This window comes from Duffyella gerundensis (assembly GCF_001517405.1).
Lineage (GTDB): Bacteria > Pseudomonadota > Gammaproteobacteria > Enterobacterales > Enterobacteriaceae > Duffyella > Duffyella gerundensis.
This window is the reverse complement of record NZ_LN907827.1, coordinates 1,778,268-1,792,073: the sequence shown is the minus strand read 5'-3', so window position 1 is coordinate 1,792,073 and position 13,806 is coordinate 1,778,268. Positions and strand designations below refer to the sequence as shown.

The following is a 13,806-nucleotide window of genomic DNA, read 5'->3' as shown; positions in this document are numbered from 1 at the left end:
ACAGGTATTAACGTTGTGGTGGCTTACGTGGCTGGTCGCGGTTGTGGTCATGCTGATCGTCTCGCTGGTGCTCATCGCGATTATCGCGCGGTGCCGGGCGCTCACGTGATGGCCGATCTCGCTGCCAGCCATGTCCATTCCAGTAGCCGCGTGAGCCATGCATCCCGACATGGCGGCCCTGATGCTCTCGCCACCATTCTGAGGATCGCCAATCGTAGCCATCCCAAAAGTGGCCGCGGGAATCACGATCGCCCACCTGCACGCTGACGCCGGGCGTAGTGATATTGACCGAGACCGCCGCCTGACTCAGCAGCGGTATGCCTGACAACAGATATAATACAATCGCCGTTTTTTTCATCAGCTTAGCCTCTGAGTTATATTCGGCGTTGTTATAACAAGCAGCGCTCCCCCACACCAGCAGCCTCGGCTGATTTTCGCCATGCTTTCCAGTAGCTTACGGAATTCTTACAGTATGCAGAAACTATGAAGGGTGACGATGTGCTAACCAGCAGGCATAAAAAAGGCCGCTTACGCGGCCTTTTGAAAGTGCTGAAATCAGTCTTCTTTCGGTGAAGCATTCTCAACGCGGCTCTTGAGCTTCTGCCCCGGGCGAAATGTCACCACACGGCGTGCCGTAATGGGGATATCCTCACCGGTTTTCGGGTTACGACCCGGCCGTTGATTTTTGTCGCGAAGGTCAAAGTTGCCGAATCCAGACAACTTGACCTGCTCACCGTTCTCCAACGCGCGGCGTACCTCTTCGAAGAAGAGTTCAACCAGCTCTTTGGCATCCCGTTTGCTCAGGCCTAGCTTTTCAAACAGGTATTCTGACATTTCAGCTTTTGTAAGCGCCATGGGTTCAATCCCTCAAGGTTGCCTGGAATCGCTCTTTTAATGCCGCAACGCATTTGGCGACGGTTGCAGCGATCTCCTCGTCTTCCAGTGTCCGGCTGGTATCCTGCAAAATCAGGCTGATCGCGAGGCTCTTCTCACCCTCATTCACACCCTTACCGCGGTACACGTCAAACAAGTTTACGCCAACTATCTGATTTACGCCAACTTTCTTACATTCGGCGATAATATCTGCTGCGGGCACACTTTCTGCCACGACAACAGCGATATCACGTCGGTTAGCCGGGAAGCGGGAAATCTCACGCGCCTCAGGCAGGACGCGGTCTGCGAGCTTATTCCAAAGCAGTTCAAAGACTAAGGTGCGGCCGTTAAGGTCCAGCTTACGCTCCAGCTCAGGATGGACCACACCGATAAAGCCAATGCGTTCATCATGCAAATAAATGGCGGCGCTCTGACCCGGATGCAGTGCCGGATTGGCTTCTGCACGGAAACTGATGGCATCCATTTTGCCCGTCAGTTCCAGCACCGACTCCAAATCACCTTTCAAATCATAGAAGTCCACAGCCTGACGCGCCAGGTCCCAATGCTCTTCATTACGTGTGCCGGTTAACACACCGGCCAGCATCACTTCCTGACGGATGCCTAAATCAGCCTGAGTATCCGGCACAAAGCGCAAACCACTCTCAAACAGACGCACGCGGCTCTGCTGACGGTTCTGGTTGTAGACCACCGCACTCAACAACCCGCTCCACAGCGACAGCCGCATGGCGGACATATCGACTGAAATCGGGCTTGGCAGCAGCAGATGCTCTTCACCTGGATGGATCAGTGCCTGGATTTTCGGATCAACAAAGCTGTAGGTGATCGCTTCCTGGTAGCCTTTATCCACCAGCATGGTTTTCACACGCTTGAGCGACAGATTGGCTTCACGATGTTTAGTCATGATCAAACCTGCCTGAACCGGCACATCAGGAATGTTGTTGTAGCCGTAAACGCGGGCGATCTCTTCAACCAGATCTTCTTCAATAGCCATATCGAAACGCCAGCCCGGCGCCACAGCCTGCCACTGACCTTCGCCCACGCTAACCTGGCAACCAAGACGCGTCAGAATATCCGTTACGTCGCTGTCACTGATCACATGACCAATCAGGCGATCCAGCTTTTCACGACGCAGCGTGATGGTTGCCGGCTGCGGCAGATGCTGCTCGCTGGTCTGATCGATGACCGGCCCCGCTTCGCCGCCGCAAATATCAAGCAGCAGCTGAGTAGCACGCTCCAGCGCCTTGTATTGCAGCGCAGGATCGACGCCGCGCTCATAGCGATGTGACGCATCGGTATGCAAACCGTGACGGCGCGCGCGGCCAGTGATCGACAGCGGCGCGAAGAAGGCGCATTCAAACAGCACATTGCGCGTTTCGCTATTCACACCGGAATGTTCACCACCAAAAATGCCGCCCATGGCCAGCGCTTTCTGATGATCGGCGATAACCAGGGTGTCGGCGCTGAGGCGTGCTTCATTGCCATCCAGCAGGGTCAGCGTTTCACCCTCTTTCGCCATTCTCACTACGATGCCGCCTTCCAAACGATCGAGATCGAAGGCATGCATCGGCTGACCCAACTCCAGCAGCACAAAATTGGTGATATCTACTACCGGATCGATAGAGCGAATGCCGCAGCGACGCAGTTTTTCTTTCATCCACAGCGGTGTGGCAGCCGTGACATCAATGCCTTTGACCACGCGCGCTAAATAACGTGGGCAGGCCTCAACGGCATCAACCCGTACCGGGAAAGTATCGCCCAGGGAGGCGGCAACCGGCTGAATCGCAGGCTCCTGCAGCGGCAGCTTATTCATGACCGCCACGTCGCGGGCGACGCCGAGGATGCTCAGACAGTCAGCGCGGTTTGGTGTCACGCTGATTTCGATGGTGTTATCGTCCAGCTGCAGGAACTGACGAATATCCTGACCGACAGGCGCATCGGCTGGCAGCTCAATGATGCCGTTGTGATCGTCGGAAATTCCCAGCTCGGAGAACGAGCAGAGCATGCCTTCTGACGGCTCACCACGCAGCTTTGCCGCTTTGATTTTGAAATCGCCCGGCAGCACGGCGCCAACGGTCGCCACGGCAACCTTGAGGCCCTGACGGCAATTAGGCGCGCCGCAGACAATATCCAGCAGACGATCGCCGCCGGTGTTGATCTTCGTTACGCGCAGCTTGTCGGCGTTCGGATGCTGACCGCACTCCACCACTTCGCCAACCACCACGCCATGGAAAGCCCCAGCCACGGCGTCAACGCCGTCCACTTCCAGGCCCGCCATGGTAATTTGATCAGACAGCGCAGCGCTATCCATGGCTGGGTTAACCCATTCGCGTAACCACAGTTCACTGAATTTCATTGGATAACCTGCCCTTATTTAAACTGTTTGAGAAAACGTAAATCATTTTCAAAGAAAGCACGTAAATCGGTCACGCCGTAACGCAGCATGGTTAAACGTTCCATGCCCATGCCGAAAGCAAAGCCGGAATACACTTCCGGGTCGATACCCACGTTGCGTAATACGTTCGGATGCACCATGCCGCAGCCCAACACTTCCAGCCATTTGCCATTTTTGCCCATGACGTCAACCTCAGCTGAGGGCTCGGTGAAGGGAAAATAGGAAGGACGGAAGCGAATCTGCAGATCTTCTTCGAAAAAGTTATTCAGAAAATCGTGCAGCGTGCCTTTCAGGTTGGTGAAACTGATGTTTTTATCAACAATCAACCCTTCCATCTGGTGAAACATTGGCGTGTGGGTTTGATCGTAATCGTTACGATAAACGCGACCTGGCGCGATAATGCGGATCGGCGGCTGCTGGTTTTTCATGGTGCGGATCTGCACGCCAGAAGTCTGGGTACGCAGCAAACGCGTGGCATCAAACCAGAAGGTGTCATGATCGGCACGCGCAGGATGGTGGCCGGGAATATTCAGCGCATCAAAGTTGTGATAGTCATCTTCGATTTCCGGACCGGTAACCACCGCAAAGCCGAGCTCGCCAAAAAAGGTCTCAATGCGATCGATGGTGCGGGTGACCGGATGCAGACCGCCATTCTCAACGCGACGCCCCGGCAAAGAGACATCGATGGTTTCTGCCGCAAGGCGCGCATTCATGGCGGCGGAATCGATGCTCTCTTTACGCGCATTCAGTACATCCTGCACTTTTTGCTTGGCATCATTGATTACCGCACCGGCAGCAGGACGCTCCTCTGCCGGTAATTCGCGCAGGGTGCTCATCTGTAAAGTCAGATGCCCTTTTTTACCCAGATACTCAACGCGTACGTTATCTAACGCGGCGGCATCCTGTGCATCTTCAATGGCGGCCGTTGCTCGGGCAACCAACTCGTTGAGATGGGACATGATTTCCTCTTCTTCCAGCCTGAACGGCCGGTCTGTTTTTATTGGGACCTGAAGCCCGGATGTTGATCGCTACGCCACAAACAAAAAAGCCTCCACTAGGGAGGCTTTCGGCGCGATTTTTCGTTTCTTCTCTTTTGCGCAGAAGCCCCCGACAATCAGGTGCTAAAGTAAAAAAAGAAACGAAAAACGGCAGCATGCATGCTTGTCTTACCTTATTGAAATTATTCGGCCCTATTGAAATGCGCATGGGCTAAAAAGTCAATATTTTGCTGAAGTTACAAAATAAAAGAGGGAGCAAGCTCCCTCTTTCAACTGACTTACGCCAGAGCTGATTTCGCTTTTTCGACCAGTGCCGTAAAGGTCACTTTATCGAATACAGCGATGTCTGCCAGGATTTTACGGTCAATTTCAATGGACGCTTTTTTCAGGCCATTGATGAAACGGCTGTAAGAAAGGCCATTCTGACGCGCCGCAGCGTTGATACGCGCGATCCACAGCTGACGGAACTGACGCTTACGTTGACGACGGTCGCGGTAAGCATACTGACCAGCTTTGATAACAGCCTGGAAGGCAACGCGGTAAACACGTGAACGTGCACCATAGTAGCCTTTAGCTTGTTTTAAGATTTTTTTGTGACGAGCGCGGGCAATTACACCACGTTTTACACGAGCCATGTTAGCTCTCCTGTTCTATATTCTGATGGATACCCTATCTCACTCGCTCTGTGACCATGGTCTGCAGAAGCTGAATGCGATCGGGTTAAATTAAAAAATAAACTTATGCGTACGGCAGGCAGGCAATAACCAGACCCAGATCGCCTTTAGACACCATGCCTTTCGGACGCAGGTGACGTTTACGCTTAGTAGATTTTTTAGTCAGAATATGACGCAGGTTAGCGTGTTTACGCTTGAAGCCGCCAGAAGCGGTCTTCTTAAAGCGCTTGGCCGCGCCACGTACAGTTTTAATCTTTGGCATTTTTGTATCCACTTCGCATTGTTAATAAAATGAATCAGACAGGCGAATAATACCGCACAGCGCGAACGCTGCGCGGCATATTACTTGACGGCCTACTGTTTCTTCTTAGGTGCGAGCACCATGATCATCTGGCGGCCTTCGATTTTCGAAGGGAAAGATTCGACAATGGCCAAATCCAGATCTTCACACAGGTCTTTACGGACGCGATTAAGCACTTCCATACCGATCTGTTGGTGCGCCATTTCACGACCGCGAAAACGCAGCGTGATTTTGGCTTTATCGCCCTCTTCCAGAAAGCGAATCAGGTTGCGTAGTTTGACCTGATAGTCGCCATCATCGGTACCAGGACGGAATTTGATTTCCTTAACCTGGATAACTTTCTGCTTTTTCTTCTGTTCCTTAGAAGATTTGCTTTTTTCGTAGAGGAACTTGCCGTAGTCCATAATGCGGCAAACCGGCGGCTCAGCATTAGGGCTGATTTCTACTAAATCAACGCCTGCTTCTTCGGCTTTTTCCAATGCTTCGCGTAGACTGACAATACCAATCGGCTCGCCATCAACGCCAGTTAAACGCACTTCTGTGGCACGGATTTCACCATTGATACGATTAGGACGCGTAGGTTGTACTCTTTTTCCGCCTTTAATACTTTATTCCTCCAGTTGTCGAAGATTGCGGCTGCGAATTTCTTGTTGCAGCTTCTCGATCAACACATTGACATCCATGCTTCCGAGGTCTTTGCCACGGCGGGTACGAACGGCAACTTTGCCCGCTTCTACCTCTTTATCACCGCAGACCAGCATATAAGGGACACGGCGTAATGTGTGCTCGCGGATTTTAAAGCCAATCTTCTCGTTTCTCAAGTCTGCTTTTACACGAATGCCCGCATTCTGTAATTTTTGGGTCAATTCGTTGACATATTCCGCCTGCCCGTCGGTGATATTCATGATCACCGCCTGCACCGGCGCCAGCCATGTTGGGAAGAAGCCGGCATACTCTTCGGTAAGAATACCGATAAAGCGTTCCATCGAACCCAGAATTGCACGGTGGATCATCACCGGCACCTGACGTTCATTGCTCTCGCCCACATAGGAAGCGTTTAAACGGCTCGGCAAAGAGAAGTCGAGCTGTACGGTACCGCACTGCCAGGCTCGGTCGAGACAGTCATGCAGCGTAAATTCAATTTTCGGGCCGTAGAATGCACCTTCGCCCGGCTGATAGTCAAACGGGATATCGTTTTCCTTCAGCGCGGCAGCGAGGTCCGCTTCTGCACGGTCCCACAGTTCATCACTACCGATGCGCTTCTCAGGACGGGTTGACAGTTTCACCACGATTTTTTCAAATCCGAAGGTGCTGTACATGTCATATACCATCCTGATGCAGCTGTTCACTTCGTCGCGCACCTGGTCTTCTGTACAGAAGACGTGGGCATCGTCCTGAGTGAATCCGCGTACGCGCATCAGGCCATGCAGCGCGCCTGACGGCTCGTTGCGATGACAACTGCCAAACTCTGCCATACGTAACGGCAGGTCGCGGTAAGATTTTAGACCCTGATTAAAAATTTGCACGTGCCCAGGGCAGTTCATTGGTTTAATACAATATTCGCGGTTCTCCGATGAGGTGGTGAACATCGCTTCTTTGTAGTTTTCCCAGTGCCCTGTTTTTTCCCACAGCACGCGGTCCATCATAAACGGGCCTTTCACTTCCTGATACTGGTATTCTTTCAGTTTGCTGCGAACAAACACTTCCAGCTCACGGAAAATCGTCCAGCCATCATTATGCCAGAAGACCATCCCCGGCGCTTCTTCCTGCATATGGTAAAGATCGAGCTGTTTACCAATTTTGCGGTGATCGCGCTTCGAGGCCTCTTCCAGCCGCTGCAAATAGGCAGCCAGCTGCTTTTTGTCAGCCCAGGCAGTGCCATAAATGCGTTGCAGCATTTTATTGCTGCTGTCGCCGCGCCAGTAGGCGCCAGACGTTTTCTGCAGTTTGAAATGATGGCAAAAACGCATATTCGGTACGTGCGGACCGCGGCACATATCAACATATTCTTCATGATGATACAGGCCAGGGCGATCGTCACGGCTGATGTTTTCATCAAGGATAGTGGTTTTGTAGCTTTCGCCGCGTGAGGCAAACTCATCACGCGCTTCCTGCCAGCTCACCCTCTTCTTGATCACATCGTAATTTTTTTCTGCCAGCTCGTGCATACGCTTTTCGAGCAGTTCGATATCTTCCTGCGTCAGCGTATGATCGAGATCGACATCATAATAGAAGCCGTTATCAATGACCGGGCCGATCGCCATTTTGGTATCTGGCCACAGCTGTTTGATGGCGTGCCCTAACAGGTGAGCACAGGAATGGCGAATAATCTCCATACCGGCTTCATCTTTTGCAGTGATGATAGCAACATTGGCATCTTCGGCGATCGGATCGACCGCATCGACCAGTTCGCCATTTACGCGACCAGCAATACAGGCTTTCGCCAGGCCGGGGCCGATATCCTGCGCAATATCCATCACGCTAACAACACGATCGTACGTACGCTGGCTTCCATCAGGAAGAGTAATTACTGGCATTTTATATCCTTACTGCAGTGGTAACCCACACGAAAGATTACATGCAATCATTAATTAGTGGCTTTATTTCAGTAAGTTACTGACCAAAACTGACCTACAATCGTCAATTTGGTAGACAGTTCGACCTGCACATATGGCAGCGGCGACCCTGGATAACCTACGAAGACGGCATATCTTACACGCTATGACGCTGATTTTAAATCGGTATCTTGTCCTGTTTCTCTGGGGATTTCGGCTAATCAGGGGAGCAGCCTGCGCGTGCCTGAAGCAAAAATGGTGCTGCATGCAGGTTTCCGCGGCATGGCTGCGCGCTGCTTATGCCTTAAAGATTAGGGCTTCTTGCCTTCTCAGCCTAACCCCGCCTGGTAGACTCGTCGCTGGTATTGTTCGACGGCTGTTTTTTACCTTGTAAACCACTTTCCGGCTTAACTGATTAATAGCGCCCTGCTGAAGTCAAAAAAATAATCTTCTTTATTACCGCCTCGTTGAGATGACGACGCAGATATTGCGCATACGCGAGTCGCAGCTACGCTTAATTACAATTATTTAGAGGAGGAAATCATGCCATCATCCGATCCGCAGATGTTTTTACTGCTGTGGTTTGTCTTACCCGTATGGTTGATAGCAGGTTTTGCCGATTGGCTTTGTCATCGGGCAACACACATTGAAACCACAGCAGGAATAAAAGAAACCTGGATTCATCTGCTTATGTTTTTGCAAATGGGCATCCCGATGTTATCAGCATTATTTCTTGAGGTTAACGCGTTAATTATAGGCTTTATGATCGTGCTGTTTTTTTGCCATGAAGCCACCGCGCTGTGGGATGTCAGTTATGCGGTAACCGCCAGAAAAGTATCGCCCATCGAGCAGCATGTACACAGCTTTTTGGAAATGGTTCCACTTATGGCACTGTTACTGGTTATTTCCCGTCACTGGCCGCAATTTCTGGCATTGTTTGGTGCAGGGCCGGAATCCGCCCGCTTTGATTTACATCTGCGTCCCGACCCTTTACCGGTGGGTTACATTGCTTCGGTATTAATGGGTATTCTTTTGCTGGAGGTCCTGCCCTATCTGGAAGAGTATCGGCGCGGCAAGAAGGCGAAAGGGATTGCGCAGGGTAAATAGCTAATAAAGGTGATAATCAGCCGTTTTTCCTGATGAAAATTGCATATTTTTAAAAATCGAAAAGCAGCTACCTATCAACCAATCCCACCATGAATCGTTATTTTCCACTTGCATAATGACCATCTTCCTCCAGGCTTAAAAAGATATTTAAAAAAGGGAGAAAATAATGAACGAGCAATTTCAACGCTGTATCGAAGCCTGTTATTTATGTGCTACTGCCTGTGATAATTGTGCAACCTCTTGTCTGCAAGAAGAACATGTGGAAATGATGCGTGACTGTATTCGCTATGATATACAGTGCGCTGCAATTTGCCGGGTATCCGCACAATTGATGGCGCAGAAAAGTGAGTATGCCGCTCAACTCTGTAAGCTGTGTGCAGAGATCTGCGACCGCTGCGGCGATGAATGTGGTCAGCATGAACATGATCATTGTCAGCATTGCGCCAGGGCCTGCCATCAGTGTGCTGAAGCCTGCCGTAATATGGCTGGTGCAGCATAAGGCCTGCAGAAATAACCGTCCGGCGTGGCGGTTATTTCATCCTCTTTGTTCCGTTAACCAAAGCGCGAATGCCGGTTGGAACGGGCAGCAGGAATTGAACCTGCATCATCAGCCTCAACGACTGCAGTAATACCGTTATACCACGCCCGTAATTGCCTCAACGCGAAAGTAAACGTCTCTGTTTAACCGGCAAAACGAATGATATTTACTTTGGAAAATGAAGCCGTCGTAAGTGGCGTTTTACATTTACTGCACACTGCGCCGTGTTGCGTGCCTCTTTTTTTATTATATGTAGTGAAGATGAACTTGTTACTTCCGCAGACCTGACAGCAAAAGTTTATCTGGCCCATCATTCCTCCATGCAGGACAGGAGCAGTACAGAAAATTAAGCATGGCATGCCAGAATAAAACAACAAGCATAAGCCCGTGCAAATACCGCATTGTACAGCTGGAGTTTATTTTATTTAACGAAGAAACATGTATTTAAGTTAGTAATAACTTTAATGAAGAGAGTTGGAAGGGTTGAAGATTATGTTTCAGGTATGGCGGAGAAAAGGTTTTTTTCACATCCCATTAGGAGGGGCCGGATCCAGAGAGGATCAGCGCTCGCTTTGACATTTTCATTATCAAAGAATGTTATAAAATTTAGCCCCGGCATAATTACGCCGGGGCTGGTGGAATTAAAAAGAGTTCATTTAACTCTAATCAATCAGACTTGCGCCCGCCACCATGGCTATGTTCGCCACCTTTCTTTCCTGCTTCTGATGCTTTTTCACGGTCGTTAGCGAAATTACCACCGCTGTTTTGACCGCCTTTTTTTCCTGCTTCAGATGCTTTTTCGCGATCTTCTGCGAAGTTACCGGAACCACCACGATGTTCGGCCATAATTCCCTCCTGAACATATTGTCATTTGTTTAATGGCAACCAGCATAATGCTATTACGCCGGACGTTTTTTCGTGTTGCATGAATTATTCTAGGTGACAGCTCTGAGAGTGCAAATCCATTTATATAAAAAAATCACATTGGCATTAAATAACGAAACGGCTATGTAAAAACAACCAAAACGGCACAAAATAACTTTTATTTAAAATAGAATAATTTAACGCAACCCGTACGCTTCGCTTATTTCTGCGTAATTTTACACTGTGTTACACACGGCTTAAAATAATGCGCAACTCACGGATTGATTGGGCACACTGGGCGGGTAGAACAGACGCTATAGCAGGCAAGCATTCATGCGTCTGAACGCATTGCAGGCTGCATGGCTAACAGGAAAATACGGGGAAACGAAACAGGCCGCCAGAGAGGCGGCCTGTTTAATTTACATTGCGTAAGACAGCATAACAGAGGTTTTGGTATCGGTACGATCTGGCGCAGACTCTGGCGGATTGTTGTTCCAGGTCACGTTATAGGCCAGCTTCAGAGCAAAGTGTTCATTAATAGCCACCTGCAAGCCGGTCTCGGAGTTAACCGTCGTGTCTTCACCAAAGCTGCTCAGCACGGAAACGCCCTGCACAAACTTGGTGGTATCGGTGAGCTGCCACTGGTAGCTCAGCGCGCCATAACCCAGCGCTTTAGTTTCATGACCGCCGTCATGGAAATCGTCATAGCGAACGCCAGGACCAAATTCCATACGCAGTGAATGCACCGGGCCGTTAAGCACCTGACGACCATAACCGGCGGTCAGTACGTCACGTGAGTCATAACCATTTAAGCGATCGCTTAACCAGCTCGCCTGACCAAACAGGTAATCGTAGTTGGTCATGTTATAGCGGCTACGGCCACCGATGTTGTAGGTCTCTGAAGAGCGCTCATCATTCGCTGAGGTGTTCGCCGCGTTGCCCCACAGGCTGTAAGCGGTTCTGCTCTGAAACCAGGTCATGTTGGTTTGCGCGGTCAACGAGGAACTGGTGGTGTTGCCGGTCTGGGCCAGATAGCCTGCGGCTGCGCTGCCATCAAAAGGCTTTTTCGCCGTGGAAGGATCGTCCATGGAGGTAAATACGTTGTTATCAGCCATGGCCTGGTGACAAAATGCTCCCAACGGAAGCAAAAGAGCTGCTGACAGCTTGGTTAACGCTTTCATTTAATTGTGACCCGTACGACAGTTTAAAAAAGAGTGAGTCTGAAGAATTTCTCCAGCCAATCAATGCAATTTTAAGTAAGTATTGTAAAAAAATATGAAATGCGGGCCGTGCGCTGCATTATCCGCAAATCCCCGCCGGTATGGGAATCATCCCATTAACGACGCGCAGTATAGAGTGTAATTTTTATCGCCGCACTGATTTTGCAACAAAAAGTGTCCGCCGCTGCGTTTGCAGATTTCACCTGTTGAAGACTGCTTGCTTCCCCGTCTTTTTTCCGCTTTTATAACAGCATAGTTGGCTAACAATTCGCCACCTCGACGACCCTGAACTACGCTAAAAAACGCTTTCGATAACAATAAGGTGAATTATGAGTCCGACAGGATTACAGCATTTTGTCGTTACGCTGCATTATCAGGAAGAGAGCCTGGGCGACATTCAGCAACTTACCTCAGCGATGACAGGCAGTGGATTCACAACCTCGCTGCATGATGAACATGGCAAGTCGCATGAGCTCGGCCTCAACAGCTTTGGCATAATTACCGCCAAAACCGCCGAGGAATTGCAGCAGGAGATTATCGCCGCGTCTGCCAGTTTACCTGCTGATAAACTGCGGGTTGATGTTCAAACGCTCGACGATTTTTTGCAACACGCTCCTTAATATCCGCGCCACGCTTCCGGCAATATCGGCGCAGGTTAGATGACGATTGACGCGTAACACTCATTCCCCACCAGCGAAAGAGGAGTACCGTATGTGGTCAGCCATTGGTCGTCTGTTAAGTGAACAGTTGGGCAGCGCCGATATTGGGCAAAAAACGTCGCTTCCCGGCGGCGATGTTCATCCCGCCTGGCATATTCGTTACGGTGAGCACGATGTGTTTGTGAAGTGCAACCAGCGCGACATGCTTGATCTCTTTACCTGGGAAGCCGCTCAGCTCGAACTGCTGGCGCGTAGCCAAACGGTACGTGTGCCGGCGGTCTATGGCGTAGGCAGCGATCGCGACGTCAGCTTTCTGTTACTGGAATACATTCCGCTTACTCCGCTCGACAGCACCAGCGCCCTTGAGCTTGGGCAGCAGCTTGCCCGCCTGCACCAGTGGAGCGAACAGGCGCACTTCGGCTTCGATTTTGACAACAATATTACCACCACACCGCAGCCCAACAGCTGGCTACGTCGCTGGTCAGTGTTCTTTGCCGAACAGCGCATCGGCTGGCAGCTTCAGCTGGCCGCCGAAAAAGGCATTCAGTATGGCAATATCGATCTGATCATCAGCTGCGTGCAGCGCGCGCTGGCCACACATCAGCCTCAACCTTCTCTGCTGCATGGCGATCTCTGGCCAACTAACTGTGGCGGCAGCGCGGAGGGTCCATGGATTTACGATCCCGCCTGTTACTGGGGCGACCGGGAATGCGATTTGGCGATGCTCTCGTGGTATACCGCTTTGCCACCGCAAATTTATGAGGGTTATCAGTCTATCTGGCCGTTGCCCGCCGGTTTCTCACAGCGGCAGCCGATTTATCAGCTTTATTATTTGCTTAACCGGGCCAACGTGTTTGGCGGCGAATGGCTGCTGGAATCACAAAGGGCAATAGGCGAACTGCTGGATGCGGACGAATGGATGGAAAGTCAGGCCAGTCCGGCCTGACAACATCAGATGAAGCCAAGCAGAGAGAGGATAAAATAACCGGCTATGGCGATGATAATCGGCAGAATATAAAGCGGGAAAATCTGCAGGAATATCGTGTGATGTGGCACGTTAATACGCGCTTCCAGTTGCTGGCGGGAGCGCCCCTCTTCGCCTTTGGCTTTTTCCATTATCAGCTGATCTTCAATGCCTTCTTTAATGTAACGCGACTGCCGCCAAATGCGGGCACCGGAAGCGGTTAGCGCCAGACCAACAAAAATCAGAATATAGATAAACCAGAAGCCGAGATTCGCGCCACCGTGAAAATCTGGCACCGGCGAGTTCTGCCAGAAAAAGTGCAGAAAGCCGGTATTAAAGCGGATCATGTCGATCATCACATGCACGAAATCGAGCATTACCGCATCGATGCCAGGCTGCTTCTCGCTGTGCCTGAACATGAAGCTCAACAGCGAAATGATGGTTGAGATCAGCGCCGGCAGGAAAATAATCCAGCCAACCACACGCTTCAGAATTCCGATGCGGCCAGCCTGTTGATAAGTCATGGTTTCTCCTTAACACCTCAATGTGGCCCTAAGTCTACCCGCTGCGAAGAAAATCTGCCTGAAAAAATCGGCGCACCGTTAAAATTCCCGCGGCTCCTCGCCAGCGTGCGCCATCA

General features: G+C 50.7%; 16 protein-coding genes, 1 tRNA gene and 1 other annotated feature. Of the genes, 4 read left to right on the top strand and 13 right to left on the bottom strand.

Annotated features, from left to right (window positions below):
• Positions 1-7 precede the first annotated feature (7 nt).
• From EM595_RS08300 to thrS, 9 genes are all read right to left on the bottom strand, one after another.
• Positions 8-358 (bottom strand): DUF2502 domain-containing protein, encoded by a 351-nt coding sequence (locus EM595_RS08300; protein WP_067430249.1) that lies wholly within the window; start codon positions 356-358, stop codon positions 8-10.
• Positions 359-555: 197 nt separating this feature from the next.
• A complete protein-coding gene (ihfA, locus tag EM595_RS08295) occupies positions 556-855 on the bottom strand; it encodes an integration host factor subunit alpha (RefSeq protein ID WP_017802142.1) in 300 nt (99 codons plus the stop codon).
• 4 nt (positions 856-859) lie between these two features.
• Complete coding sequence (pheT, locus tag EM595_RS08290) at positions 860-3,247, bottom strand: phenylalanine--tRNA ligase subunit beta (RefSeq protein WP_067430246.1); 2,388 nt, start codon at positions 3,245-3,247, stop codon at positions 860-862.
• Positions 3,248-3,261: 14 nt separating this feature from the next.
• Positions 3,262-4,245: a phenylalanine--tRNA ligase subunit alpha gene (gene pheS, locus EM595_RS08285; RefSeq protein ID WP_067430244.1), complete on the bottom strand. Its 984-nt coding sequence runs from the start codon at positions 4,243-4,245 to the stop codon at positions 3,262-3,264.
• Between the two features lie 79 nt (positions 4,246-4,324).
• Positions 4,325-4,450 (bottom strand) — a sequence feature (Phe leader region).
• Positions 4,401-4,445 carry a pheST operon leader peptide PheM gene (gene pheM, locus EM595_RS21055; RefSeq protein WP_157883913.1) on the bottom strand — a complete coding sequence of 15 codons (45 nt, stop codon included), beginning with the start codon at positions 4,443-4,445 and terminating at the stop codon, positions 4,401-4,403. Its footprint overlaps the feature before it by 45 nt.
• Positions 4,451-4,562: 112 nt before the next feature.
• A complete protein-coding gene (gene rplT, locus EM595_RS08280; protein ID WP_067430241.1) occupies positions 4,563-4,919 on the bottom strand; it encodes a 50S ribosomal protein L20 in 357 nt (118 codons plus the stop codon).
• Positions 4,920-5,022: 103 nt separating this feature from the next.
• Positions 5,023-5,220 carry a 50S ribosomal protein L35 gene (gene rpmI / locus EM595_RS08275; protein ID WP_004157374.1) on the bottom strand — a complete coding sequence of 66 codons (198 nt, stop codon included), beginning with the start codon at positions 5,218-5,220 and terminating at the stop codon, positions 5,023-5,025.
• A 92-nt stretch (positions 5,221-5,312) separates the two neighbouring features.
• A complete protein-coding gene (infC, locus tag EM595_RS08270) occupies positions 5,313-5,864 on the bottom strand; it encodes a translation initiation factor IF-3 (protein WP_067430238.1) in 552 nt (183 codons plus the stop codon).
• Between the two features lie 3 nt (positions 5,865-5,867).
• On the bottom strand, positions 5,868-7,796 hold the full coding sequence (thrS, locus tag EM595_RS08265; protein ID WP_067430235.1) for a threonine--tRNA ligase: 1,929 nt from the start codon (positions 7,794-7,796) through the stop codon (positions 5,868-5,870).
• Between the two features lie 561 nt (positions 7,797-8,357).
• Between thrS and EM595_RS08260 the strand changes: the two genes are divergently transcribed.
• Positions 8,358-8,921: a diguanylate cyclase gene (locus EM595_RS08260; protein ID WP_067430232.1), complete on the top strand. Its 564-nt coding sequence runs from the start codon at positions 8,358-8,360 to the stop codon at positions 8,919-8,921.
• Between the two features lie 166 nt (positions 8,922-9,087).
• Positions 9,088-9,420 carry a four-helix bundle copper-binding protein gene (locus EM595_RS20630; protein ID WP_071852499.1) on the top strand — a complete coding sequence of 111 codons (333 nt, stop codon included), beginning with the start codon at positions 9,088-9,090 and terminating at the stop codon, positions 9,418-9,420.
• Between the two features lie 76 nt (positions 9,421-9,496).
• Here EM595_RS20630 and EM595_RS08250 read toward each other — a convergent pair.
• The 3 genes from EM595_RS08250 to EM595_RS08240 form a co-directional block, all read right to left on the bottom strand.
• Positions 9,497-9,570 (bottom strand) — tRNA-Gln (locus EM595_RS08250).
• Between the two features lie 555 nt (positions 9,571-10,125).
• Positions 10,126-10,305, bottom strand: a complete 180-nt coding sequence (locus EM595_RS08245) for a con-10 family general stress protein (RefSeq protein WP_067430226.1) — start codon at positions 10,303-10,305, stop codon at positions 10,126-10,128.
• 437 nt (positions 10,306-10,742) lie between these two features.
• The gene (locus EM595_RS08240; RefSeq protein ID WP_067430223.1) at positions 10,743-11,504 is read right to left on the bottom strand and encodes a DUF481 domain-containing protein; all 762 of its coding nucleotides are present in this window, start codon (positions 11,502-11,504) and stop codon (positions 10,743-10,745) included.
• 368 nt (positions 11,505-11,872) lie between these two features.
• On the opposite strand from EM595_RS08240, the gene ghoS reads away from it, so the two are divergent.
• Both ghoS and EM595_RS08230 read left to right on the top strand, forming a co-directional pair.
• On the top strand, positions 11,873-12,163 hold the full coding sequence (gene ghoS / locus EM595_RS08235; protein WP_067430220.1) for a type V toxin-antitoxin system endoribonuclease antitoxin GhoS: 291 nt from the start codon (positions 11,873-11,875) through the stop codon (positions 12,161-12,163).
• Positions 12,164-12,254: 91 nt separating this feature from the next.
• Positions 12,255-13,148, top strand: a complete 894-nt coding sequence (locus tag EM595_RS08230; protein WP_067430217.1) for a fructosamine kinase family protein — start codon at positions 12,255-12,257, stop codon at positions 13,146-13,148.
• Between the two features lie 5 nt (positions 13,149-13,153).
• On the opposite strand, the gene EM595_RS08225 is transcribed toward EM595_RS08230, so the two are convergent.
• The gene (locus EM595_RS08225; protein WP_067430214.1) at positions 13,154-13,690 is read right to left on the bottom strand and encodes a YniB family protein; all 537 of its coding nucleotides are present in this window, start codon (positions 13,688-13,690) and stop codon (positions 13,154-13,156) included.
• Between the last annotated feature and the right edge of the window lie 116 nt (positions 13,691-13,806).

Coding starts and splice junctions, on each gene's coding strand:
- rpmI (WP_004157374.1), bottom strand. CDS start 5,220: ATGCCAAAGATTAAAACTGTACGTGGCGCGGCCAAGCGCTTTAAGAAG.
- EM595_RS08225 (WP_067430214.1), bottom strand. CDS start 13,690: ATGACTTATCAACAGGCTGGCCGCATCGGAATTCTGAAGCGTGTGGTT.
- ghoS (WP_067430220.1), top strand. CDS start 11,873: ATGAGTCCGACAGGATTACAGCATTTTGTCGTTACGCTGCATTATCAG.
- EM595_RS08240 (WP_067430223.1), bottom strand. CDS start 11,504: ATGAAAGCGTTAACCAAGCTGTCAGCAGCTCTTTTGCTTCCGTTGGGA.
- rplT (WP_067430241.1), bottom strand. CDS start 4,919: ATGGCTCGTGTAAAACGTGGTGTAATTGCCCGCGCTCGTCACAAAAAA.
- pheS (WP_067430244.1), bottom strand. CDS start 4,245: ATGTCCCATCTCAACGAGTTGGTTGCCCGAGCAACGGCCGCCATTGAA.
- EM595_RS08230 (WP_067430217.1), top strand. CDS start 12,255: ATGTGGTCAGCCATTGGTCGTCTGTTAAGTGAACAGTTGGGCAGCGCC.
- EM595_RS08245 (WP_067430226.1), bottom strand. CDS start 10,305: ATGGCCGAACATCGTGGTGGTTCCGGTAACTTCGCAGAAGATCGCGAA.
- ihfA (WP_017802142.1), bottom strand. CDS start 855: ATGGCGCTTACAAAAGCTGAAATGTCAGAATACCTGTTTGAAAAGCTA.
- thrS (WP_067430235.1), bottom strand. CDS start 7,796: ATGCCAGTAATTACTCTTCCTGATGGAAGCCAGCGTACGTACGATCGT.
- EM595_RS20630 (WP_071852499.1), top strand. CDS start 9,088: ATGAACGAGCAATTTCAACGCTGTATCGAAGCCTGTTATTTATGTGCT.
- EM595_RS08300 (WP_067430249.1), bottom strand. CDS start 358: ATGAAAAAAACGGCGATTGTATTATATCTGTTGTCAGGCATACCGCTG.
- EM595_RS08260 (WP_067430232.1), top strand. CDS start 8,358: ATGCCATCATCCGATCCGCAGATGTTTTTACTGCTGTGGTTTGTCTTA.
- pheT (WP_067430246.1), bottom strand. CDS start 3,247: ATGAAATTCAGTGAACTGTGGTTACGCGAATGGGTTAACCCAGCCATG.